Raw genomic sequence first — 23638 nt, 5'->3', positions numbered from 1 at the left:
CTTGTTAGCTCATTCAAAAAACTAGCTTTGCGAAACGTTCGTTTCGCGATTTATGACCATTTGACTGGTCGCTCATTGTTCAGTTTTCAAAGAACAAATACTTCGTGTTTTATGCGCCCATGTCTCAGCGGCGACTTGATTAATATATCACATCCGCTCACCTGATTGCAAGCTTTTTTTATTCTTTCAAATAAAAAACTGTGTTATATTCCTTTGCCTCAAAAGCGGCAAGGAGTAATATAACACAGTTCGACAAACCAGGTCAATCATTATTTCAAAATCATCTTATTTATTGTTTCTCGACATTACTTCTTCTATATAGAGCTGTCGTTCGGTGATTAAATTCACGATCGATCCGGATACAGACACCCACGGCCTTGTCGGATGGTTCCGGTCTGAGAAAACAATCTCACCGACACGATCATCGTTCAAGCGTACGACTGTTCCGTTATTAAACTGAGTCGCCTTATCTATAAAGATCCGTACATAGGCAGGGTCCAGCTTACCAAACGAGTCCTGCAGCAGCTGTTCGAGCACTAAGTAAGGCGAAGTCGCTTTACGGTAGGCACGTTTCATCGTCATGGCATTAAAGATATCAGAGATGGCTACGAACTTCGCATAAGGATGGATCTTCTCTGAGCCGATACCAAGCGGATAGCCGCTTCCGTCATAGCGTTCGTGATGCTGAAGAGCTGCCAGCTTCACACCTTCATTGATAGCTGCAGCATTCTTCAGCAGCTGATAACCGAGAACGGTATGCCGTTTCATATCCTCTACTTCCTCAGCTGTCAGCTTCGTCGGCTTATTGAGGATATTGCGGTCTATCTTGGCGTTGCCGATATCATGAAGCAGCCCGGCGAACGCGGATTGCATCCAATCCTTCTTGGGGAGGTTGTTCCACTGAGCGAGCATGTAGCAGCTTAATGCCGACATGACGCTTTTATGAAACAGATAATCCTCATTCGGGACGTTCTGCGGAGAGAAGGTCATCATCTTATATTCATGACTGTGTGCAAGCAGCGCTTCGAGCTGATTACGCAAATCAAGAATCGGCAGTGCCATTCCGCTCATCATCTGATTGAATACTTTCTTGAGCAGCACAACCGTTAGGTCATACTGCTCCATCAATCCCGATTTCGAAGAACTTTCTTTGCCTTGTTCCAGACTTTTCTCTTGCGCGGATTCTTCTGCTTCCTTCTTCTCCCCAGGTGTATCGATACATACAGTGGGTACTAAGAAAGCATGCAATATATCATACTCGCGTGGAGTTACCACTTTACCTTTATGCAAAAGCACACTGCCAAGCGGGGTGAGAACATCTTGTGCAATTTTGTCCCCAAGCTTTACTTGCGAAATCGCTACTGTCCCCATAGTTCTCCTCCACGATGCCTGCGATTATTGTATCGGTTTATGACTCTTCTTCGGTGGAAGACGTGCCTTCTGTCTCCTCGCCCTCTAACTCTTCATCGTTGTTGTCTGACTCATCGTTGCGTGCTACGCGTGTAACCGTTGCAACGGCGTCATCATCGCGAATGTTAATGAGTCTAACCCCTTGCGTATTACGGCCCATCGTAGAAATGCCGGCCATGCTCATACGAATGAGCGTGCCTCCGGATGTCATGATCATCAGATCTTCGTCGTTTTGCACGACTTTCAAACTGACAATCGAACCGTTTCTCTCCGTTACATTAAGCGTCTTGATCCCTTTACCGCCACGGCTCTGACTCCGGTACTCACTAACTGGGGTACGTTTACCGTAACCATTGGCTGTAACGATCAATACTTCGTTCTCCGGCTCAACAACGTCCATACCGATTACCTGGTCGTCGTCATCCGAGTTAATTCCTTTAACCCCTGTCGCCGAACGCCCCATCGGACGAACATCAGTCTCAGGGAATCGGATAGACATCCCTTGGCTCGTACCCATGATGATTTCTTTCGTTCCGTCCGTCAGCTTCACGCCAATCAGATCATCATCATCGCGAAGATTAATCGCGATAAGTCCAACTTTACGGATGTTCGAATAGTCATCGAGCGGTGTTTTCTTCACGATGCCTTGCTTCGTTGCAAAGAACAAGAAACGATCCGGCTCGAACGATTCAACCGGGATAACCGCATTAACGGTTTCTCCTTGCTCGATTTGAATCAGGTTAATGATCGGTGTCCCACGAGCCGTACGGCTGAGATCCGGAATCTCATAAGCCTTCAGGCGGTACACTTTTCCTTTATTCGTAAAGAAGAGAAGGAAGTGATGCGTGTTGGATACAAACAGATGCTCGACAAAGTCGGTATCCTTCGTATCCATTCCGATAACGCCTTTGCCGCCCCGCTTCTGGCTGCGGTAAGTTGTAACCGGCAGACGCTTCACATAACCGGAGTGCGTAACCGAGATAATGACATCTTCGCGCGGAATCAAATCTTCATCCAAGATCTCATCTTCGCTTGCCATTAGCTCCGTACGACGCTCATCGCCGAATTTCTCTTTCACTTCTTCAAGTTCCTCGTTGATGATTTGCAGAACAAGCTGCTCATCAGCAAGAATCGCTTTGAATTCCGCAATTTTGCGAAGCAGTTCAGCATACTCGGCTTCGATCTTGTCGCGCTCGAGTCCTGTCAGACGCTGCAAACGCATGTCGAGAATGGCTTGTGCTTGATCGAGGCTTAAGCTAAAGCGCGAAATCAAGCCTTCTCTTGCTTCTTCTGTTGTTTGCGAAGCACGAATCAACTTGATGACTTCATCAAGATTATCGAGTGCAATACGCAAGCCTTCCAGAATGTGAGCGCGAGCTTCTGCTTTCTTCAGGTCAAACTCCGTACGACGGCGAATGACTTCAATTTGATGCTCAAGATAGTAATACAAAATATCACGCAGGTTGAGTGTACGCGGTTCGCCTTTAACAAGGGCAAGCATGTTGAACCCGAAGTTCATCTGCATCTGCGTTTGCTTGTATAAATTGTTTAGTACCACTGTAGGCGTCACATCACGGCGAAGCTCAATAACGACACGCATACCGTTACGGTCGGACTCATCACGCAGATCGGTAATGCCCTCGATTTTCTTCTCGCGGACAAGCTCTGCGATTTTCTCGACAAGTCTTGCTTTAACAACCTGGTAAGGCAGCTCATGCACGATAATCCGCGCTTTACCACCATTCTCCTCGATTGTTGCGCGTGCACGCATGGTAACGGATCCGCGGCCTGTTGTATAAGCTTGGCGCATCCCTTCGCGTCCCATTACAAACCCGGCTGTAGGGAAATCAGGACCTTTGATATAGTCCATCAGTTCGATCGGAGTGATATCAGGGTTCTGGATAAGCGCTTGTACACCGTTGATAACTTCCGTCAAGTTATGCGGCGGAATGTTGGTAGCCATACCTACTGCGATCCCTGTCAAACCATTTACCAAGAGATTCGGGAATCGGGCAGGAAGTACTTTCGGCTCATGCTCTTCGCCGTCATAGTTCGGAATGTAATCGACCGTTTCTTTATTGATATCGCGAAGCATCTCCATTGCGATCTTGGACAAACGCGCCTCTGTGTAACGCATAGCTGCAGCCATATCGCCGTCAATGGAACCGAAGTTGCCATGACCGTCGATAAGCATATAACGCAGTGAGAAATCTTGCGCCATCCGGACCATGGTCTCGTAAACTGCTGAGTCACCATGCGGATGGTACTTACCGATTACTTCGCCGACGATTCTGGCCGACTTCTTGTACGGCTTGTCCGGAGACATGCCAAGCTCGGACATGGCAAAGAGAATCCGACGGTGAACCGGTTTCAGTCCGTCTCGTACATCCGGAAGTGCGCGGCTAACGATGATACTCATTGCATAATCCATAAACGATTCGCGCATCTCAGTACCGATATCGCGATCCCTTACTTGCAGATTGTTCTCTTCCGCCATCGTTGACCTCCTAGGGTTGCTTATAACATCAACATGAGCCTTCGAATGCGATTACAGTGTTGTTCGCACCACGAAAGCAGGGATAATTCGTATAACAGAATACTAGAATCCATTATAGTTTTTTCTCAATCCAGCCAACCTTAAACGTTTACCAGCAATAAAGTTGCTTCAGGCATCCACCTGACTACAAACTTTCGCAAACGTAGGTATTCGCCCACTCCATGCACCGTTCTCCGCCATAATCTAAGAGGGAATCAAAGTGCGATTATTAGGGCTTCTTGCGTAGAAGCAAAAATAGGCATTATCCCTATTATAACATCGTTTTCAGCCTCTGTCTCCTGCATGCTGGGGCATGCATGCACCACCCATTATCCCTCTGGAAGGCGGGACCTTGTTGGCCATTCAACGCGTTAGAAGCAAATGGGAGAAAACCAAAGTACTGCTGCACTCGGACGAATTGCGTCAACGTATTCCGGTGACACAAGTATGGAGCACGTCTGAGCTTGAGCAAATGCTTGATGAATTTGAAATGGTTTATGTAAAACCCGATCACGGCACATTCGGCAATGGCGTCATTCGGGTGGAGAAAACAGGTGATACTACGTACACTTATCAGCTTGGAACCAAGCTGCAACGTTTTCATTCATTCGAATCCATGGCTCAATCACTGGGGCAGGTCATTCACGGACGCAAATATTTAATTCAGCAGGGCATTCATTTACTTACCTATGACAAAAGAAGATTCGACGTCCGCGTCATGGTTCAGCGCAACTTGAAGCAGCAATGGGTAACAACCGGTATCATCGGCAGAGTCAGCGATCCCACTAAAGTCGTAACCAACTGTCATAATGGCGGTACTGCGATGCCTTTTGAGAAGCTAATGCGATCCCATCTTTCTATTGCGCAACTTGCCAGCTATCAAGAATGGCTTGCTGAACTAGGGGTAATCACTGCCCAGCAAATGGAGACTTCATATAACGGGATCAAAGAGATTGGTCTGGATCTGGCCATTGATCAATCCTTCAGGCCTTGGATCCTTGAGGTCAACACGATGCCTGATCCTTATATCTTCCGAAAACTGCCGGACAAAGATATCTTCCGCCGCATTTACCGTTACCACGCAGCAAATAATCGCAAAAAGAAATAACACAAGCCGCCCGAAACGCCGGACGGCTTGTTTGTTTATGAGATCCTATACGTCGAGGTTCTTTACATACTTCGCGAACTCTTGAATGAATTCACGGCGTGGTTCGACGTTATCCCCCATAAGGGTTTCGAAAATATTGTCAGCCTCAATGGCATCCTCGATCGTAACCTGAAGCATCGTACGGCTCTCTGGATCCATAGTTGTCTCCCACAGCTGCGATGCATTCATCTCTCCGAGACCTTTATAGCGCTGTACATTGACTTTCGCGCCTTCACCGAATTCACTGATGATGGCATCGCGTTCTTTCTCACTTTGCGCGTAACGAACGACTTTATTGCGTTCGATCTTATAGAGCGGCGGCTGCGCGATGTAGATGAAGCCGGCTTCGATAATTTTGCGCATGTAGCGGAAGAAGAAGGTGAGCAGCAATGTACGAATATGAGCACCGTCGACATCAGCATCGGTCATGATGATAACTTTGTGGTAACGAGCTTTGGAGATATCGAAATCATCGGCAATACTCGTACCAAGCGCTGTGATAATTGCACGAATTTCCGTATTGGATAAAATACGGTCCAGGCGCGCCCGCTCAACGTTCAAAATTTTACCCCGCAGCGGCAAAATCGCTTGGTAATGACGATCACGGCCTTGTTTAGCCGATCCGCCCGCAGAGTCACCCTCTACGATGTAGATTTCACTGATCGAAGCATCTTTCGAGGAACAATCCGCCAATTTTCCCGGCAATGCGCTCACTTCAAGCGCACTCTTACGACGAGTTAACTCACGGGCTTTACGAGCTGCTTCACGCGCACGCGCTGCTTGAAGGCCCTTCTCGATGATTTTCTTCGAAACAGCCGGATTCTCATTCAAGAACTCTTGGAACTTCTCCGCGAAGAAGGATTCGACAATCCCCCGCACTTCACTGTTACCAAGCTTGGTTTTCGTTTGACCTTCAAACTGCGGCTCCGGAATCTTAACGGAAATAATCGCCGTCAAGCCTTCTCGAACATCGTCACCGGACAGATTGGAGTCGCTTTCTTTGATTGCATTCATTTTTCGGGAATACTCGTTAATAATACGAGTCAGGGCACTCTTGAAGCCGGACTCGTGCGTACCGCCCTCATGCGTATTGATGTTGTTGGCGAACGAGTAGATGTTCTCTGTATAGCTATCGTTATACTGCAAGGCTACTTCCACGTGGATGTTGTCCTTGGAGCCTTCTACGTAAATTGGCTGCTCATGCAATGCTTCACGATTACGGTTCAAATACTTAACGAATTCGTTAATCCCGCCTTCGTACTTGTACGTGTTGGTTGCACCTGTCCGCTCATCGAGCAGCGCAATTTCAATCCCTTTATTCAAAAATGCAAGCTCGCGAATACGAGATTGCAGTATCTCATACTCATAAACTAACGTCTCTGTGAAAATCTCCGGATCCGGTTTGAAACGAGTCGTTGTACCGGTTTCATCGGTATCGCCGATTACTTTGAGATCGTACTGCGGCACGCCGCGACGATACTCTTGTCTATGAATATGACCTTCCCGCTTAACGGTCACTTCTACATGCTCAGACAACGCATTCACGACGGAAATACCAACGCCATGCAAACCGCCGGACACTTTATAACCCTCGCCGCCAAACTTACCGCCTGCATGAAGAACGGTCATAACCACTTCGAGAGTCGATTTCTTCAGTTTCACGTTCTCTCCGACCGGGATACCGCGGCCGTTATCGACGACAGTGATACTGTTATCTTCATGAATGGTGACTTCAATGCGATTACAATATCCAGCCAGTGCTTCGTCAATACTATTGTCAACGACTTCCCATACGAGATGGTGAAGCCCTTTGCCGCTGGTAGAGCCTATATACATACCGGGGCGTTTACGTACCGCCTCTAATCCTTCAAGTACCTGAATCTGACTTTCATCATACGTGTTCTGATTCGACGACATGCTCAATTTCACTGCTCCTCTCAACTACTCTTGCCGCATCTAATGCTGCAATATCAATTCCCGTTGTGCGACGCTAGTTGGTCGCAAAATGGTGCGATCGTTTCTTCAGCGTTGAGGATGAAATCGGCGAATAGTAGATCTTATGCTCGGTCACTACAATGGATTTCGCTTCTTCTTCTCCTATAACTTCAACGTCTTTGCGCTTCCGAGCCTGTGCGACGAATTGCTTGGACAGCTTGGAGGACTGCTCGATTGAGATATCAAATATAGCTACGAGCTCCGTAGCACGAATAATTTTTTCTCCGCCCAAATGAATGTACATAGCCTCCACCTCTCATAGGCAACGCCTTAAGGCTTATTGTTCGACACGACCATCCTTCACCTGGTACACGCGGGAATCATGGAGCTTGCTAATATTGACGCTTTCAAGCCCGGTCGTCGTAATAAAGGTCTGCACTTTACTTTGAAAAGTCTCTATAAGCTGCGTCTGCCTGTGCTGGTCCAGCTCAGATAAAACATCATCGAGCAGCAGCAGAGGATACTCGCCGATTTCTTCATGGATAAGTTCAATCTCAGCTAACTTGAGCGATAAAGCTGTCGTTCGCTGCTGGCCCTGTGACCCATATACAGAGGCTTCTTTGCCATTAATAAAAAAGGCCATGTCATCACGATGAGGACCAACGAGCGTCATTCCACGACGAAGCTCCTGATCCTTTACTTGTGTTAACTTTATCATAAATTGCTCAAATAATATAGATTCATCTTCGGTTGGGTCACTTTCGAAAGAAGGACGATACACGATTGTCAGCTCTTCTGCGCCGGCTGTTATGCCTGCATGAATGTGTTGTGCCCACTTCTGCAGCTTCTCTATGAAGTTTTGCCTTTTTTTCACAATTTTAACACCGTACTCTGCAAGCTGCATATTCCAGACTTCCATCATCGCCTGATTGGCATTGCCGGGCGAAGCTGTTTTCAGGTAATTATTGCGCTGCACAAGCACTTTGCTGTATTGACCCAGTGCATGCAAATAACCGGGCTGAACCTGGCCGATTTCCATATCCAGAAACCGCCTTCGGATGCCCGGCGTACCTTTTACGATTTCCAAATCCTCGGGTGCGAACATCACGACATTAAGTGATCCGACAAATTCACTTAGTTTGCGCTGCTCAAGCCCGTTGATCTTCGCCTTCTTCCCCTGTGTAGACAAAGACAGATCCAATGTGAGCGGACCGTATCGTTTCTCCACTTCACCCCGGATCCGCGCTTCAGAAGATTGCCAGCCGATTAACTCTTTGTCCTTGCTCGTACGGTGAGACTTCGTCAGAGCCAGCACAAATATCGCTTCCAGCAGGTTGGTTTTGCCTTGTGCATTACGACCGACAAACAGGTTGACCTGGCTGTCAGTCGCAAGCTCAATATGCTCATAATTGCGATAATGCTGCAATTGAATAGTTGTTAAACGCACTTGTATGCCCCCCGGTTACTGCTGACAAGCCGATTTGCTTGCTGCATTACCGTTTCACAATCGTAAAGCTGCCGAACCCTTTCACATCAATCTTATCGCCGGTATACAATTTGCGACCGCGGCGGTCGTCCGGCTCTCCGTTGATTAGCACCTCGTTCTCCTGTAAGAAGAATTTCGCTGCTCCCCCGGAATCGATACATTCTGACAGTTTGAGGAACTGTCCCAGTGCAATGTACTCTGTTGAAATCCCAATCTCTTTCATCGTTTCATTCTCCTTCTTTAGCCTGTTGTCCGGTAAGGCAAGATGAGGTGCAGGCTGTGCGGATGGTCAGTCGGCTTAATGATGATCGGACTCATAGCGCCGTTAAATCCGATAAACAAATATTCGCTATCGATAACTTTTAGTGCATCAAGCATATATTTGGAGTTAAAAGCGATGCGAAGCTGCTCACCGTTCATTTCTTTCGCATCCAGTTTCTCCGTTACGCGGCCGAGTTCCGTGGAGCTCGAGGAAATTTCGATTGTGCCGTCTTCATCCGAAATAAGGCGAACAATGTTGGTTTTCTCTTCACGCGACATTAAATAGGCGCGATCGATCGCATCCGTCAATTTTTTTGTGTGAAGAACGAGTTCTGTTTTGAACTGCTGCGGAATAATTTTAGAAGTGTCGGGATAGGTCCCGTCCAAAATACGCGAGTAGAACAACACATTACCGACTTTGAAGAGTACTTGATTATCCGCTACAACGATATCCACATGTGTATGATCGTCCGGAATGAGCTTGGATAACTCATTTAGCGTCTTTCCGGAAATAACAACATTGGAAAAACGGTAGTTTTCCGGCGTTTCGACAACGGCTGTGCGGCTAGCTAGACGATGACGGTCCGTTGCAACGAACTTTAGCTGACCTTCTTGCAAATTCCAGAGCGCACCGGTCAAAATCGGCGTTTGTTCACTCGTAGAAGCTGCGAAAACCGTTTGGCGGATCATCGATTTCAGCAAATCGCCGGGAACTGCGATGCTCTCGCTTTGTTCGATGGTCGGAAGAATCGGGAATTCTTCGGGATCAAGGCCAACCATTTGAATATCGGTCGAACCGGAGCGGATCATCGTTTGGTGGTGATCTTTTACTTCAATTTCGAGATCATCCGACGGAAGTTTCTTCACGATTTCTACAAAAAATTTAGCCGGCAGTACAACGCTGCCCGGTTTCTGTACTTTCGCGATTACAAATTCACCGTTCTCAACAGGAATAAAGCTTTGAATTGAAATATCGGTATCGCTGGCGGTAAGTGTTACACCTTGGTGAGTAACGTCGATTTTGATACCGCCGAGAATCGGAATTGCCGGTCTGCTGGAAGTTGCTTTGGAAACTTGTTGAATTGCGTCGTTTAATTGATCTTTTCGAATGGTTAATTTCATGAATGTCACTCCTATATTGCAGGGATCAAGGCGGCGATTGAGGAGGCTGCGTTGTCACCTATATTTGATGATGTTTATTTAAAGATATTAGTAGAAGTCGTAGTAGGGGCCCTGAATATGTGGATAAGTGGTTCAAACACGGATAAAGCAAGCCTATCCACATGTGTATAGCGTGTGCATAGGCTTGCTGATGAAATGTTGAAGAAGTGTATAACTTTTTGGGCTATATCCACAGTCTTCGTATTTACGTGTGATTTTTAATTTTATCCGTTAACGTTTGAACGATTTTGTAGAGCTCCGAATCCACTTTCAGCTGCTGCGTAATTTTCTCGTGCGCATGGATGACGGTTGTATGGTCACGTCCACCGAACGCTTCCCCGATCTTAGGCAGCGAGTAATCCGTTAACTCTCGGGATAGATACATCGCGATTTGTCTCGGGAACGCAACTGCCTTCGTACGCTTACGCGCTTTAAACTCCTCCAGCTTGAGCCCATAAAGCTCCCCAACTTTTTGCTGGATATCCTGCATCGTGATCATTTTTGGCCGGCTTGATGGAATAATATCTTTAAGTGCTTCGGCCGCCAAATGGGACGAGATGTCTTCATTAATGAGTGAAGAATAAGCTACGACGCGGATTAATGCGCCTTCCAGCTCTCGAATGTTCGTATCGATTTGGCTGGCGATGTAGACCATGGCTTCATTCGGGATGTCCAGGTTCTCCGCTTTCGCTTTCTTACGCAGAATCGCGATCCGCGTCTCCAAGTCCGGCGGCTGAATGTCCGTTATTAAGCCCCATTCAAACCGGGAACGAAGCCGTTCCTCCAGGGTTGGAATTTCTTTGGGCGGTCGGTCACTCGAAATTACGATTTGCTTACGTTCCTCATGCAGCGCATTAAAAGTATGGAAAAACTCTTCTTGCGTTTGTTCTTTGCCGGCCAGGAACTGTATATCATCAATGAGCAGCACGTCAATGTTTCGGTATTTGTTGCGGAAGCTCTCGCCTTTGTTGTCCCGAATGGCATTGATGAACTCATTCGTAAATTTCTCGGAGGATAAATAAAGAACCCGCGTATTAGGGTTATGTTCCAAAATATAATGCCCGATCGCATGCATTAAATGCGTCTTGCCTAGTCCGACGCCGCCGTATAAGAACAGCGGATTGTAAGCCTTCGCCGGTGCTTCGGCCACAGCTAAAGAGGCGGCATGGGCAAACCGATTATTGGCGCCGATGACGAACGTGTCGAACATATATTTGGGGTTAAGCATATGCGTGTAGGGCTCTTCCGGCCCGACATGCACGGTTGGCATTATGATTGGTTGGATTTCTGCTGGCTCAGGCGGCTTATTCTCTTCAATGACGAATTTAATGTCATATTGGCGCCCCATAAATTCCTGCAGTGTGGTCCGCACAAGCTTTGTATACCGGCTTTCGAGCCATTCGGCTGCAAAAGTCGTCGGCGCTGTCACAATGACAGTAGAATCACCACTAAACGAAGCCTTAGTCGCTTTAAACCAAGTGTCGAAACTTGGCTTGCTGAGCTTCGTTTGAATGATCGACAGCACCTGTTGCCACATTTCGTGCGTATGGCTATCCACAGATTGTCACTCCTTATCCAATTCACCGAAAACGGCGCGGTCGTGCTACTGATGTCGAAACATCGGGCTTTCTGATCCATTTCATCCACATTATTAAGGATGGGTGCATAAAAATTATCAAAAGGGGATGAATGTTGTTCACATTGTTATCCACAGGGTGTTGATAATGTTGAGGGGGAGTTGGAGTCATCCACACAGAAAACATAATCATCATAGCAAAATAACCCTTGATATTCAACGATTCCGCCGATTTTATCCACAAATTCTATAGGTTGTGTATAAGAGTTATCGACAACACTAGATATTGTTTATATCTTGTTACCAATTCGACATAATGCGGGAATCTCCGATAAATTCATCCACATGTTATTAAATTATCATCCCAAAGGCCCTGTTTATATTTTTATCCACAGCCTGGCTCTGGAGACTCTTCCCACAGCTGTTTCTGGTTGACTTTTGGGTACCTACATGGTTTAATTGAAAAAGGCGTTTTTTCACCGATGGACGCTCGTGGTTTGACTATCTCGGCTGCGCAGCTGTTCACGCTAAGAAAAAACTGATGATCGCTAATCGCGCCAGACGATAGAAATAGTAAATATGCAAGCTGATTTGAGTAAGGTATAGGAGGTGCATTGATAATGAGACCGACATTCAGACCGAACGTAAGCAAACGCAAGAAAGTTCATGGTTTCCGTAAACGCATGGCTTCCGCAAACGGACGTAAAGTGCTAAGCGCCCGCCGTCAACGTGGAAGAAAAGTATTGAGCGCGTAAACCTTAAGACCACACTACGTGGTCTTTTTTTCTTTTTTACGGCAAGAATAGAGGAAGAAGAACGAATGTACGCTTCCTTTAATGAGGGAGAGACGATTGTTCACGTAGCATGTATAGAGGAAGATGCGTGGGCAAGCAAGAGAATCTTAGCTTTCTTATATATAAATAAAGGTCCGGTGAAGGTGTACCCGTGCAAAGAAAATTGCGATTGCGTAACCGCGAAGATTTCAGCCGGATTTATCGGAACGGCAAATCATTCGCAAACAGCCAGTTTGTCGTTTATTGGTCGCGCCAGCTGCAGGCGGATCCATTACGACTAGGCGTATCGGCGAGCAAGAAGATCGGGAATGCCGTCGTTCGCAATCGAATGCGGCGCCTTGTGAAAGAAATTGTTCGAGGGCAGAAGGACCGTATAACTGGGCAGCTGGATCTGATCGTCATTGTGAGGAAGCCGGCAGTAGGTCTTGAGTTGAAAGAACTCGAAAAAAGCATGCTTCACGTATTGAAACGAGCAGGGCTTCTGAAGACTTCGCGTTAAGGTGTGTAATCGCTTTTACGTGAGCAGGAGGCTTGTTTCTTTGTGCCATAAAATGTGATATAGTTTACGTGAATATGAAAATGTAAGTGGTCCTTGTTAATGGACCTTACGCTATCGGTATGCAGAGAGGAGATTTACATGTTGTCCCGTATTTCGAAACGAACATGGCTGACGGCAATTGCATTAATTGCGGTCATGCTTTTTCTGAGCGGTTGCTCTTCAGCCACTCATCCAGTATCCATGGCTGATCTGGAGCACGGCAACTTCTGGCAAAGAAATGTAGTGTACTATTTCTCATTAGTACTTGAGCATTTTGCCAAATGGTTCGGCGGCGAGTATGGCATTGCGATCTTGCTAATGGTTGTCATCGTCAGAACGTTGATTCTCCCGCTTACGATTAAACAATACCGCAGCTCGAAGGCGATGCAGGCATTGCAGCCGGAGCTTGCGAAATTGAAAGAGAAGCATAAGGACAATCCACAAAAGCAGCAGGAAGAAACGATGAAGCTGTTCCAACAGCACAAAGTTAACCCGCTTGCAGGTTGTTTGCCGCTGCTCGTGCAAATGCCGATTTTCATTGCGCTGTACAATTCGATTTATATGAATGAAAACATTCGTGAGCATACATTCCTGTGGCTGGAACTTGGACAGAAGGACCATACTTATGTGCTGCCGATCCTGGCTGCCATCACTACGTTCGTTCAGTCTAAGATGATGTCGTCCCAGCAGAAAACAATGCCAGCGATGCAAGGGATTATGATGATTTTCCCGGTATTGATCTTCGTTATGGCGTTGTCCTTCCCGGCTGCATTGCCGCTTTACTGGGTATTCAGCAATATCTACACGATTGTGCAAAACTATTTCCTATATGTACGCAACTCACCTAAGGGCAAGGAGAGTGTACCTGCGAAATGAAGAAAATCGTAGCATCGGGCAAAACGATCGAAGATGCTGTACAAAATGGTTTAACGGAATTGCAAGTGTCAGTGGATCGCGTTAATGTAACTGTTCTGGAGAAACCGTCCAAAGGTTTATTCGGCCTGATTGGTGCACGAGCTGCGAAAGTGGAGCTCGTACTCGTACCTGTGATTGAGCAGGTGAAGACGCCATCGGTTACTGCTGCAGCAGCCAAAGATCCGCTCCTTGAAACGGAACGATTCATCACCGAAGTGGCAAGAACGATGGGGCTTGACATTACGATTGCTCGTAACGATTCGAAAGACGGTTTAACCCTCGCGTTATCGGGAAGCGGCGATCTAGGCATGCTGATCGGACGTCGAGGCCAAACGCTTGACGCTTTGCAATACCTGGTCAATATCGTGGCCAACCGTTATTCCAACAGCCATCTTCGCATTGTGCTTGATGCGGAAGATTTTCGCGAGCGTCGGCGGAAGACGCTTGAAGATTTATCCGATCGGTTGGCGGGACATGTTATCCGTACTCGTAAGGAAGTTGTACTGGAGCCGATGTCCCCGCACGAGCGGAAGATCATTCACTCGCAATTACAGAACCATGCCAAGGTTAAAACGTTTAGTAAAGGCGATGAACCGAATCGCCGTGTTGTGATTACGCTTAAGTAGATGCATACAGCTCTTTTTCAGCAATGGCTCTTTAATGGTCATTGCTCATTTTTTTAAATATGAGGGAAAATAACATGATGATTCAAGACACGATTGCCGCCATTTCGACTGCTGTCGGAGAGGGCGGCATTGCCGTTATACGGGTAAGTGGACCTGAGGCGGTTGCTGAAAGTGCAAAACATTTCCGAACCAAATCGAATATTGTCACAGCTGATTCGCATACCGTCCACTATGGGCATATTGTGGATCCCGTTAGCGGCGAAGTCGTAGAAGAGATTTTGCTGACGATTATGAGGGGTCCGCGCTCATTTACGGCAGAAGATGTCGTTGAACTTAGTACGCACGGCGGTGTTGTCGCGGTAAAACGAGTCCTGGAGCTGTTGCTTCGTTCTGGGGACGTTCGGATCGCAGAGCCTGGTGAGTTCACGAAGCGTGCTTTCCTTAATGGGAGAATCGATTTGACGCAGGCAGAGGCTGTTATTGATCTGATCCGCTCAAAATCGGACCGCGCATTCTCAGTGGCGATGAAGCAATCTGAAGGAATGTTGTCGAAGAAGGTTAAAGCGCTTCGTCATAATTTGATCGAGCTGCTTGCACATATCGAAGTGAATATCGATTATCCGGAGCATGATGTAGCCTCAATGACGAGTGACTACATTCGTGAACGCTGCGGTGAGGCATGTGACGAAATCGATCGTTTGTTAAAAACGGCAAGCGAAGGCAAGATATTAAGAGAAGGCATTATGACGGCAATTGTTGGCCGGCCCAATGTCGGCAAATCTTCGCTGCTTAATGCGCTTGTACAGGAAAATAAAGCGATTGTGACGGACATACCGGGTACTACACGTGATGTCATTGAAGAGTACGTAACGCTCGGCGGCATTCCGTTGCGATTGTTGGATACAGCCGGCATCCGCGAAACTGCGGATGTGGTGGAACGGATCGGGGTTGAACGATCTCGCTCAGCGCTTGAAGAAGCGGATCTGATCTTGTTCGTGTTGAATGTGAATGAAGAACTGCATCCGGATGATCGATTGTTGATGGAGCAATTCCGAAATCGACCTGTTGTTGTGTTACTGAACAAGACGGATCTACCTGTTGTGATGGACACTACTGAGGTTGAGGCGATTTTTTCCGCCGAGCAAATCGTACGTTTGTCGGTTCTGCATGAAAAAGGGCTTGAAACGTTGGAGGATGTCATTAAGCGTATGTTCTTCGGCGGTGAACTGGAGTCTGCGGATTTGACTTATGTCAGCAATGTTCGACATATTACGCTACTCGGTCATGCCCGTCAGTCGCTTGTAGACGCAATGGAAGCGACAGATATCGGGATTCCGATTGATATTGTGCAAATTGATGTGCGTACAGCATGGGAGCAATTAGGTGAATTAATAGGTGATTCGGTATCGGATTCGCTTATCGATCAAATTTTCTCTCAGTTCTGTTTAGGTAAATAATTTTAGTTGTAAAGGCAAGGAGGGATAAAGTAATGGGATATCATGCAGGAGATTTTGATGTCATTGTGGTTGGAGCCGGTCATGCGGGTGTTGAAGCTGCACTTGCGGCTGCGCGAATGGGCTGTGAGACGCTGTTGCTTACAATTAACTTAGATATGGTGGCGTTCATGCCATGTAATCCGTCGATTGGTGGTCCGGCCAAAGGACATGTTGTGCGTGAAATTGATGCGCTTGGCGGGGAAATGGGACGCAACATTGATAAAACGTTTATCCAAATGAGGATGCTTAATACGGGTAAAGGACCAGCTGTTCACGCGCTGCGTGCACAAGCGGATAAGTTTCTTTATCAGCATTTCATGAAACAAACGATCGAAGAAACCGATCATCTGACACTTCGTCAAGGGATGGCGGAGGAGCTCATTATTGAGGATGGAGCCTGTGTAGGGATTATTTCGAAGACCGGTGCAGAGTATCGGGCGAAAACCGTAGTTGTAACGACGGGGACCTATCTGCGCGGAAAAGTGATTATGGGTGAGCTGATGTATGAGAGCGGGCCGAACAATCAACAGCCTTCGGTTAAACTGTCCGAGAGCTTGCGTTCACTCGGCTTGCAGCTTGTACGCTTCAAAACCGGCACACCGCCTCGCGTGCATAAGGATACAATCGATTTTTCCAAAACAGAGATTCAACCCGGCGACGAGAAACCGAAATTTTTCTCCTATGAAACGGAATACTCCGACAATGAGCAGCTTCCTTGCTGGTTGACGTACACGTCTGAGGAAACGCATAAGATTATTAACGATAATCTTCATCGTGCTCCTATGTTCTCCGGTGCTATTGAGGGAACAGGTCCGCGGTATTGCCCATCCATTGAAGATAAAATCGTACGCTTCGCCGATAAACCAAAACATCAAATCTTCCTAGAGCCGGAAGGGAAGAATACGTCGGAGTATTATGTACAAGGCCTCTCCACAAGTATGCCTGAGGATGTGCAGTTGAGCATTCTCCGTTCTATTCCAGGATTGGAAAAAGTTGAAATGATGCGTACGGGTTATGCAATCGAGTATGACGCTGTTGTTCCGACTCAACTGTGGCCATCATTGGAAACGAAGGTTGTTCCGGGTTTATTCACAGCGGGACAAATTAACGGAACATCCGGTTATGAGGAAGCAGCGGGACAAGGCGTTATGGCTGGAATTAATGCAGCACGTAAAGCGCAAGGGAAACCGCCAGTTATCATTGAACGCTCGCAAGGCTATATTGGCGTGCTCATTGATGATTTGGTGACAAAAGGTACAACAGAACCGTACCGCTTGCTTACTTCGCGCGCAGAATACCGCTTATTGTTGAGACATGACAATGCCGATCTTCGTTTGACTCCGACTGGTTATGAGATTGGCTTGATCTCGGAAGCGCGGTATCAGAAGTTCACACAGAAAAAGCGATTAGTGGAGCAAGAAATCGAGCGTTTGAAAACAGTTAAGATTCGTCCTGACGAATTAACGCTGCAACTGCTGGAGGAAGCTCAGTCTACGCCGATTCAACAAACGACAGATGGTCTTTCTTTATTGAGACGTCCGGAAGTTTCGTATGACATTATTGATCAACTTTCTCCATCATCGGAAGTGCTTACCGATGATATGAAGGAGCAAGTTGAAATTCAAATTAAATACGCCGGTTATATCGAGAAACAACAATTGCAGGTGGAGCGTCTTGCTAAAATGGAGAAGAAGCGAATCCCAGAAGATATTGATTACATGGCGGTCAACAATCTCTCCAAAGAAGCGAAAACCAATTTATCCAACATACGCCCGTTGTCGATTGGGCAAGCTTCACGGATTGGCGGGGTAACACCGGCTGACATTTCAATTCTGCTCGTTTATTTAGAACACTACAATAAGGTTATCGCAGCACGGGGGTAAGTATGAACGCAACCGAAACTTGGTTTACTGAATTATTGCAAGAGCATGGAGTGGCAGTTTCGCCGCTCCAGCTGGAGCAGTTCCATACCTATTATGAACTGCTTGTGGAATGGAACGAAAAAATGAATTTAACAGGCATTACGGAGAGAGAAGCGGTGTACGAGAAACATTTCTACGATTCCGTGACTCTCTCTTTCTTTGTGAAAATGGACAAAGTGTCATCACTTGCGGACATTGGTTCAGGTGCAGGGTTTCCGAGCCTGCCATTGAAAATTTGCTTCCCGCATCTTAAAATTACAATTGTGGATTCCTTAAACAAGCGTATTCAATTCCTGCAACATGTCGTGCAAGCGCTGGGTCTTCAGAATGTGGAATGTGTTCATGGTCGTGCCGAAGATATCGCGCGCCTCGCTAATCACCGTGATGCCTATGATGTTGTAACCGCGAGAGCCGTTGCACGGCTTAGCGGCTTAAATGAGTTATGTCTTCCTTTTGTACGAAAGGGTGGCGTATTCGCTGCAATGAAAGGATCCGATCCTGCTGAGGAAGTAAGTGAATCAAAACGCAGTATGGTTGAGTTGAAGGCGAAGCTTACTTCCGTAGAACATTTGAAGCTGCCCTTCGAGCAATCAGATCGCCATATCCTCCTTATGGAGAAACTTGGGACTACGCCTGCGAAGTATCCAAGAAAAGCAGGTTTACCGCTGAAACAACCTATTATATAGTGATTATGGATTGATATTGTTTCACGTGGAACATTTTACTGGCAGTCACAATTGTTTCGATAATAAATGTCTGTCAAGCAGGAAATCAACTTACAGCCGGCGAATTATAGTAGGAACGACAATACTCGGCACTTTGAAATCGGGTGGTAGTTGACGATATGAAAGAACAATTCTCACGTTTATTCGGATTGAGTGATTCCAAAAGTGTAAGTCAAGATGAAGTAAAGCAGCTTCCAATTGAAGATGTGGACACAAGTCCTTATCAGCCGCGGACTGTCTTCGACGATGATCGTATTGATGAACTCAGTCAAACCATTCGCACACACGGCGTTATTCAACCGATCGTTGTCAGGGTTCGTGGTGGGAGATATGAAATCATCGCAGGCGAACGGCGCTATCGTGCAGTTAAAAAGCTCGGCCTTGAGACGATTCCGGCAATCGTACGTGAATTTAATGATTCTCAGGCTGCTTCTATTGCTCTGATTGAGAACCTTCAGCGTGAAGGACTCACTTCCATAGAGGAAGCGGTCGCTTATCAGAAGCTCATTGATCTTCACAATCTTACGCAAGAAAGCCTAGCTCAACGTTTAGGCAAAAGCCAATCGACAATTGCAAACAAGATTAGGCTCCTAGGTCTTGGTGATACCATTAAGAATGCTCTAATGGAACGTAAAATTACGGAGCGCCATGCAAGGGCGTTGCTATCACTTGATACAGAAGAGCTTCAACTGAAGGTATTGGACGACATCGTTTCGAAAGAGCTGAACGTGAAACAAACGGAAGCTCGAGTGGCGTTCTATAAAGAAGCTACTAAGTCAAAAAAGCCAAAGCGGGTCTCCTTTACAAAGGATGTACGTTTGGCGCTTAATACAATAAGACAATCCATTGATATGGTTTCGGGATCGGGCTTGCAAATTAAGACCAATGAACAAGATTACGAGGATCACTACGAGATCGTAATTAAAATCCCGAAACGATAATAGCGATTCAAACAGCCGTCCGAACTAGGGACGGCATCGTCATTTAATCGTTTCATAAGGCTTCATTAAAGTAATCAGCATAGAGGTGAACGGTTTGTCTAAAACGATAGCAATAACGAACCAGAAGGGCGGTGTCGGGAAAACGACCACGTCCGTTAATCTAGGTGCTTGTCTAGCGTCGCTTGGCAAGAAAGTATTGCTCGTAGATATTGACCCACAAGGCAATACGACGAGTGGAATTGGAATTAATAAAGCAGATGTCGCACATTGTATTTATGATGTGCTTATTAATGATGTTCACCCAAAAGATGCTACTTGTTCTACTAATATTGAAGGACTTAATATAATACCTGCTACGATTCAGTTGGCCGGTGCGGAGATTGAACTTGTTCCTACAATATCACGCGAGCAGCGCTTGAAGAAGTCGCTTGCCCTGGTTAAAAACCAATATGATTACATTCTTATTGATTGCCCTCCTTCATTGGGTATTCTTACAATTAACTCTTTAACGGCTTCTGATTCTGTTATCATTCCTATTCAATGTGAATATTACGCGCTGGAGGGTCTGAGCCAGCTATTAAATACAGTACGTCTAGTTCAGAAACATCTGAATACTACACTTCAAATTGAAGGTGTCTTACTTACGATGTTTGATGCTAGGACAAACCTAGGCATTCAAGTAATCGAAGAGGTTAAGAAATATTTTCAACAAAAAGTGTACCAAACAATTATTCCGAGAAATGTCCGTTTAAGCGAAGCTCCTTCACATGGACAATCCATCATAACTTACGATCCAAGATCCAAGGGGGCAGAGGTGTATCTTGAACTCGCGAAGGAAGTGATTATGTATGAGCAAGCGGCTAGGTAGAGGACTTGATGCGCTTATCCCATCGCTATCTGTAAGCGAAGATGATAAAGTTGTTGAAGTTTCGTTAACACAGCTTCGTCCCAACCCATATCAACCGCGTAAAACGTTTGATGATGATGCGATTAAAGAACTCGCAGAATCCATTAAACAACACGGAGTCATTCAACCGATCATTGTTCGTACTGTACTAAAAGGGTATGAAATCATCGCCGGTGAAAGACGTTTCCGTGCATCGCAGCTTTGTGGCAACCCAACAATTCCAGCTGTAATCCGCAATTTCTCGGATCAACAGGTAATGGAGATTGCATTGATCGAGAATCTTCAACGCGAAGATCTCAATGCAATGGAGCTGGCAATTGCGTACCAAGCGCTCATGGATAAATTCGATCTGACACAAGAAGAGCTTTCCATGAAGGTAGGTAAGTCGAGATCACACATCGCAAACTTTCTGCGCTTGCTGTCGTTGCCTGAACAAATCAAAGATAATGTTTCACGTGGAACAATTTCGATGGGGCATGCAAGGGCAATTGTGGGTGTGAAGGAAGATGCACGCAAAAAAGAACTTGCTGAACTAACCATTACGAATGAGTGGAGTGTGCGTCAATTAGAAGAAGCGATCAAAAACTTGGATCAGCCAACAGCTGAGAAAAACAAACCGCAATCTTCTAAAAAACGCGATCCTTACATCGATCAGCTTGAAGAAACGCTTCGCGAACAATTCAAGACAACGGTAAAGATTAAACAGCAGAAAGATAAAGGTCGTATTGAACTCCTCTATTATAATAAACAGGATTTAGAACGGTTATTGGAATTGCTGCAACAACTATCTTAATACCAAAACTCAAATAGCATACTCGATTGGGAATCCCCGTTTGAAGTAGGGGTGCCATTCGAGTATGCTATTGTTAGCATTATAAGGGTTTCGGCGTATTGGTTAGAGGAGGAATGAAATGATGCAGAAGACGACGGATAAGGGTTTAATCTATCTTGATCATGCGGCGACGTCATGGCCAAAACCGGCTGGGGTAATTGAGGCTGTGGTGGAAGCAATGGAACATGATGGTGCAAACCCTGGAAGAGGCAGTCATGCGATGGCTGTTCGGGCAAGCAGAATTCTGTTCAATACGAGAAAAGCATTGGCAAAGTTATTCGTGGTATCTAATCCGAATGATATTGCATTTGCCTTAAATACAACAATGGCCCTCAACACTGCAATAAAAGGAATGCTGAGAAACGGCGATCATGTAATCGCCACTTCAGTGGAACATAATTCCGTACGGAGACCACTGGAATATCTGAAGCGAGTAAATGGTGTTGAGGTTAGTTATGTAGAACCAAATGAAGCAGGGGAATTGGACGCGAAACAAATTGAAGCGGCAATTCAGCCGAACACAAAGCTTGTTATTGTGAACCATAGCTCGAATTTGTTAGGGTCAATACTACCTGTTGCTGACATTGGTGAGATCACGCGCAAACGAGGAATAAAGCTGCTTGTTGATGCTGCTCAAACAGCCGGACTACTGGATATTAACGTGGAGCGAATGGGAATCGATATGCTCGCGTTTCCGGGCCACAAAGGGCTGCTGGGGCCGCAGGGGACAGGTGGGTTATATATTCACCCCAACGTAGAGCTGGAGCCCCTCCTGCACGGCGGTACGGGCAGTCAATCGGAGGCGATTGAACAGCCGACTGTTCGTCCTGACAGGTATGAAGCAGGTACTCAGAATGCTGCTGGAATTAATGGGTTGAAGGCTGGTGTGCAGCACATTCTGCATGAGACGGTGCAAAACATCCATACTAGAGAATGGATGCTGACACAGCAATTGATGGAGGGACTTCATGCTTTGAACGGCGTTCACATCCTTGGTCCGGAACTCGGCAAACCTCGGACCGGAATTGTGTCCTTCGTGTTGTCCGGAGCAGATCCATCCGAGATTGGATTTATTCTGGATCAGCATTATCAGATTGCCGTTCGAACCGGATTCCATTGTACCCCGCTCGCACATGCAATTGCGGGGACGAAAGAAACAGGGGCAATACGCGCAAGTGTGGGATGCTTCACGACTAAACAAGAGGTTGATGCGCTTATAGCGGCTGTGAAGGAAATAAAACAGCAATACAGCTAATGTGCTTTAAACGGGGGAGAGTAAGACATCATGAATGAACTGATTGAAAGACCGTCCGATTGGATAACAGTTGGACTGCTTGTTGTTGTTCTGATCTTGTTGATACGCAGCTTTGTCATCGGCAGCAAGTTGAAGCGACTGCGTAAAAGTTACACGCAGTTTATGAGCGGTGCAGGGGTCGAAGAGCTGGAAAGCGTCATTGTGGAACTGAAGCAGCGTCTTAATGCTCAGGAAGAAGGACAGAACAAACTAAAACAAAACGTTCATACGCTCAATGATACATTGAAGAAGAAGAAAGGCAACATCGGTATTCATCGCTATAATGCTTTTGCAGAACGAGGCAATGATCTGAGCTTCTCAATAGCAGTGATTGATGATGCTGAAGACGGTATGGTACTAAGCGGCATTCACGGCCGAGAGAACACCTTCGTCTACGCCAAGCCGGTGCAAGAAGGACAATCGAAATATCCGCTAACCCCGGAAGAAAAAGAAGCGATTAGTCTTGCGTCGCAGCGGGAATCGAAGTAGGGCGCACGCATTTCATAATCGATAAGAAAAGACTATGCGCAATAATATCAGACATCCGCATAACTAGATGAAGCCGAGTGTTTTGCAAAACAAAATACTCCATGAATCCGCCGACATTCACGATGCCCGTAATATGGATGTCACCAACCGGCGGCAGATCTTTATTAACACCGGCACCCGGACGGACCGGACCAGAACCGACTTGAATACAGCCGACACTAGCGGCTTGACCCAAGCAGGCATCAATGCCGATGACAAAAGGCTTGCGGACAAACTTATTAATGTCGATCAAAGTTTCGTCCAGGTTCATTGCATGAACAGGTTCCTCGAGGGTGCCATAAAGATCGAAGAAGGGGCTCCGATACTTGCTGAGAGAAGTACCGACAAGCGGGCCGAGTGAATCGCCTGTGGAACGGTCAGTACCTACACATACAACAACAAGCCTACGATCAGCAGGGACGTTGTCTAAAAGGTACGTGATGCGGTTCATCAGTAGTCCTGTAATGTTAGGTTCTGTGTACGGTACTTTGAGCGGTGCTTCTTTCATTCCTGGCAATTTCATAGATTCTCCTCCCGCCAACTCTATGAATTCCAACAACCCGATCGATAGAGAAACAGTTGTTATCACTTGGTTACTAGTATATGGT

The 23638-nt window shown here is 46.4% G+C and carries 22 protein-coding genes; 13 read left to right on the top strand and 9 right to left on the bottom strand.

All coding sequences use genetic code 11. The annotated features are described in order from the left end of the window. Window positions 1–285: 285 nt before the first annotated feature. Window positions 286–1371, bottom strand: a complete 1086-nt coding sequence (locus AC6ESO_RS26550; RefSeq protein ID WP_497094013.1) for an HD-GYP domain-containing protein — start codon at window positions 1369–1371, stop codon at window positions 286–288. Window positions 1372–1408: 37 nt separating this feature from the next. Beyond that, window positions 1409–3907 carry a DNA gyrase subunit A gene (gene gyrA, locus AC6ESO_RS26545; RefSeq protein ID WP_494819623.1) on the bottom strand — a complete coding sequence of 833 codons (2499 nt, stop codon included), beginning with the start codon at window positions 3905–3907 and terminating at the stop codon, window positions 1409–1411. Between the two features lie 394 nt (window positions 3908–4301). Between gyrA and AC6ESO_RS26540 the strand changes: the two genes are divergently transcribed. Continuing rightward, window positions 4302–5054 carry a YheC/YheD family protein gene (locus tag AC6ESO_RS26540; RefSeq protein ID WP_497094012.1) on the top strand — a complete coding sequence of 251 codons (753 nt, stop codon included), beginning with the start codon at window positions 4302–4304 and terminating at the stop codon, window positions 5052–5054. Window positions 5055–5099: 45 nt separating this feature from the next. On the opposite strand, the gene gyrB is transcribed toward AC6ESO_RS26540, so the two are convergent. The 6 genes from gyrB to dnaA form a co-directional block, all read right to left on the bottom strand. Continuing rightward, window positions 5100–7010, bottom strand: coding sequence for a DNA topoisomerase (ATP-hydrolyzing) subunit B (gyrB, locus tag AC6ESO_RS26535; RefSeq protein WP_494819621.1), 1911 nt, complete (start codon window positions 7008–7010; stop codon window positions 5100–5102). 73 nt (window positions 7011–7083) lie between these two features. Continuing rightward, the gene (remB, locus tag AC6ESO_RS26530; RefSeq protein ID WP_090980648.1) at window positions 7084–7332 is read right to left on the bottom strand and encodes an extracellular matrix regulator RemB; all 249 of its coding nucleotides are present in this window, start codon (window positions 7330–7332) and stop codon (window positions 7084–7086) included. Between the two features lie 33 nt (window positions 7333–7365). Beyond that, the gene (gene recF, locus AC6ESO_RS26525; RefSeq protein ID WP_497094011.1) at window positions 7366–8475 is read right to left on the bottom strand and encodes a DNA replication/repair protein RecF; all 1110 of its coding nucleotides are present in this window, start codon (window positions 8473–8475) and stop codon (window positions 7366–7368) included. A gap of 46 nt (window positions 8476–8521) precedes the next feature. Next, on the bottom strand, window positions 8522–8737 hold the full coding sequence (gene yaaA, locus AC6ESO_RS26520; RefSeq protein WP_497094010.1) for a S4 domain-containing protein YaaA: 216 nt from the start codon (window positions 8735–8737) through the stop codon (window positions 8522–8524). Between the two features lie 17 nt (window positions 8738–8754). Further along, window positions 8755–9897, bottom strand: a complete 1143-nt coding sequence (gene dnaN / locus AC6ESO_RS26515; RefSeq protein WP_497094009.1) for a DNA polymerase III subunit beta — start codon at window positions 9895–9897, stop codon at window positions 8755–8757. A 244-nt stretch (window positions 9898–10141) separates the two neighbouring features. Further along, the gene (dnaA, locus tag AC6ESO_RS26510; protein ID WP_091224660.1) at window positions 10142–11494 is read right to left on the bottom strand and encodes a chromosomal replication initiator protein DnaA; all 1353 of its coding nucleotides are present in this window, start codon (window positions 11492–11494) and stop codon (window positions 10142–10144) included. Window positions 11495–12132: 638 nt separating this feature from the next. On the opposite strand from dnaA, the gene rpmH reads away from it, so the two are divergent. From rpmH to AC6ESO_RS26450, 12 genes are all read left to right on the top strand, one after another. Then, window positions 12133–12267 carry a 50S ribosomal protein L34 gene (gene rpmH, locus AC6ESO_RS26505; RefSeq protein ID WP_090574515.1) on the top strand — a complete coding sequence of 45 codons (135 nt, stop codon included), beginning with the start codon at window positions 12133–12135 and terminating at the stop codon, window positions 12265–12267. A gap of 190 nt (window positions 12268–12457) precedes the next feature. Then, a complete protein-coding gene (gene rnpA / locus AC6ESO_RS26500; protein WP_091224661.1) occupies window positions 12458–12805 on the top strand; it encodes a ribonuclease P protein component in 348 nt (115 codons plus the stop codon). A 138-nt stretch (window positions 12806–12943) separates the two neighbouring features. After that, complete coding sequence (locus AC6ESO_RS26495; RefSeq protein WP_494819618.1) at window positions 12944–13720, top strand: membrane protein insertase YidC; 777 nt, start codon at window positions 12944–12946, stop codon at window positions 13718–13720. Continuing rightward, a complete protein-coding gene (jag, locus tag AC6ESO_RS26490) occupies window positions 13717–14385 on the top strand; it encodes an RNA-binding cell elongation regulator Jag/EloR (RefSeq protein ID WP_494819617.1) in 669 nt (222 codons plus the stop codon). Before AC6ESO_RS26495 ends, jag begins: the two co-directional genes overlap by 4 nt. A 77-nt stretch (window positions 14386–14462) precedes the next feature. Next, a complete protein-coding gene (gene mnmE / locus AC6ESO_RS26485) occupies window positions 14463–15842 on the top strand; it encodes a tRNA uridine-5-carboxymethylaminomethyl(34) synthesis GTPase MnmE (RefSeq protein ID WP_497094018.1) in 1380 nt (459 codons plus the stop codon). Window positions 15843–15874: 32 nt separating this feature from the next. Then, window positions 15875–17764, top strand: a complete 1890-nt coding sequence (gene mnmG / locus AC6ESO_RS26480) for a tRNA uridine-5-carboxymethylaminomethyl(34) synthesis enzyme MnmG (RefSeq protein WP_497094008.1) — start codon at window positions 15875–15877, stop codon at window positions 17762–17764. A 2-nt stretch (window positions 17765–17766) separates the two neighbouring features. Continuing rightward, complete coding sequence (gene rsmG, locus AC6ESO_RS26475) at window positions 17767–18489, top strand: 16S rRNA (guanine(527)-N(7))-methyltransferase RsmG (RefSeq protein WP_497094007.1); 723 nt, start codon at window positions 17767–17769, stop codon at window positions 18487–18489. A gap of 158 nt (window positions 18490–18647) precedes the next feature. Next, complete coding sequence (noc, locus tag AC6ESO_RS26470; RefSeq protein WP_497094006.1) at window positions 18648–19469, top strand: nucleoid occlusion protein; 822 nt, start codon at window positions 18648–18650, stop codon at window positions 19467–19469. 94 nt (window positions 19470–19563) lie between these two features. After that, window positions 19564–20337 (top strand): ParA family protein, encoded by a 774-nt coding sequence (locus AC6ESO_RS26465; RefSeq protein ID WP_091224667.1) that lies wholly within the window; start codon window positions 19564–19566, stop codon window positions 20335–20337. After that, the gene (locus AC6ESO_RS26460) at window positions 20318–21169 is read left to right on the top strand and encodes a ParB/RepB/Spo0J family partition protein (RefSeq protein ID WP_494819613.1); all 852 of its coding nucleotides are present in this window, start codon (window positions 20318–20320) and stop codon (window positions 21167–21169) included. The genes AC6ESO_RS26465 and AC6ESO_RS26460 overlap by 20 nt, the downstream gene beginning before the upstream one ends. Before the next feature lie 121 nt (window positions 21170–21290). Next, window positions 21291–22463 (top strand): aminotransferase class V-fold PLP-dependent enzyme, encoded by a 1173-nt coding sequence (locus AC6ESO_RS26455; protein ID WP_497094017.1) that lies wholly within the window; start codon window positions 21291–21293, stop codon window positions 22461–22463. Between the two features lie 30 nt (window positions 22464–22493). Continuing rightward, window positions 22494–22991 carry a DUF4446 family protein gene (locus AC6ESO_RS26450; protein ID WP_497094005.1) on the top strand — a complete coding sequence of 166 codons (498 nt, stop codon included), beginning with the start codon at window positions 22494–22496 and terminating at the stop codon, window positions 22989–22991. Here the strand turns inward: AC6ESO_RS26450 and yyaC are convergent. Beyond that, window positions 22960–23553: a spore protease YyaC gene (gene yyaC / locus AC6ESO_RS26445; protein WP_494819611.1), complete on the bottom strand. Its 594-nt coding sequence runs from the start codon at window positions 23551–23553 to the stop codon at window positions 22960–22962. The genes AC6ESO_RS26450 and yyaC overlap by 32 nt on opposite strands. Between the last annotated feature and the right edge of the window lie 85 nt (window positions 23554–23638).

It is taken from the genome of Paenibacillus rhizoryzae (assembly GCF_059686995.1).
This window is presented reverse-complemented; position numbering and strand designations above follow the sequence as displayed.

What these genes read in the sequence shown, in the direction of transcription:
- rpmH (WP_090574515.1), top strand. Translation starts at nt 12,133, where the DNA reads ATGAGACCGACATTCAGACCGAACGTAAGCAAACGCAAGAAAGTTCAT.
- dnaN (WP_497094009.1), bottom strand. Translation starts at nt 9,897, where the DNA reads ATGAAATTAACCATTCGAAAAGATCAATTAAACGACGCAATTCAACAA.
- AC6ESO_RS26450 (WP_497094005.1), top strand. Translation starts at nt 22,494, where the DNA reads ATGAATGAACTGATTGAAAGACCGTCCGATTGGATAACAGTTGGACTG.
- AC6ESO_RS26550 (WP_497094013.1), bottom strand. Translation starts at nt 1,371, where the DNA reads ATGGGGACAGTAGCGATTTCGCAAGTAAAGCTTGGGGACAAAATTGCA.
- remB (WP_090980648.1), bottom strand. Translation starts at nt 7,332, where the DNA reads ATGTACATTCATTTGGGCGGAGAAAAAATTATTCGTGCTACGGAGCTC.
- noc (WP_497094006.1), top strand. Translation starts at nt 18,648, where the DNA reads ATGAAAGAACAATTCTCACGTTTATTCGGATTGAGTGATTCCAAAAGT.
- AC6ESO_RS26495 (WP_494819618.1), top strand. Translation starts at nt 12,944, where the DNA reads ATGTTGTCCCGTATTTCGAAACGAACATGGCTGACGGCAATTGCATTA.
- mnmE (WP_497094018.1), top strand. Translation starts at nt 14,463, where the DNA reads ATGATTCAAGACACGATTGCCGCCATTTCGACTGCTGTCGGAGAGGGC.
- mnmG (WP_497094008.1), top strand. Translation starts at nt 15,875, where the DNA reads ATGGGATATCATGCAGGAGATTTTGATGTCATTGTGGTTGGAGCCGGT.
- AC6ESO_RS26455 (WP_497094017.1), top strand. Translation starts at nt 21,291, where the DNA reads ATGCAGAAGACGACGGATAAGGGTTTAATCTATCTTGATCATGCGGCG.
- rsmG (WP_497094007.1), top strand. Translation starts at nt 17,767, where the DNA reads ATGAACGCAACCGAAACTTGGTTTACTGAATTATTGCAAGAGCATGGA.
- AC6ESO_RS26460 (WP_494819613.1), top strand. Translation starts at nt 20,318, where the DNA reads ATGAGCAAGCGGCTAGGTAGAGGACTTGATGCGCTTATCCCATCGCTA.
- gyrA (WP_494819623.1), bottom strand. Translation starts at nt 3,907, where the DNA reads ATGGCGGAAGAGAACAATCTGCAAGTAAGGGATCGCGATATCGGTACT.
- gyrB (WP_494819621.1), bottom strand. Translation starts at nt 7,010, where the DNA reads ATGTCGTCGAATCAGAACACGTATGATGAAAGTCAGATTCAGGTACTT.
- jag (WP_494819617.1), top strand. Translation starts at nt 13,717, where the DNA reads ATGAAGAAAATCGTAGCATCGGGCAAAACGATCGAAGATGCTGTACAA.
- yaaA (WP_497094010.1), bottom strand. Translation starts at nt 8,737, where the DNA reads ATGAAAGAGATTGGGATTTCAACAGAGTACATTGCACTGGGACAGTTC.
- yyaC (WP_494819611.1), bottom strand. Translation starts at nt 23,553, where the DNA reads ATGAAATTGCCAGGAATGAAAGAAGCACCGCTCAAAGTACCGTACACA.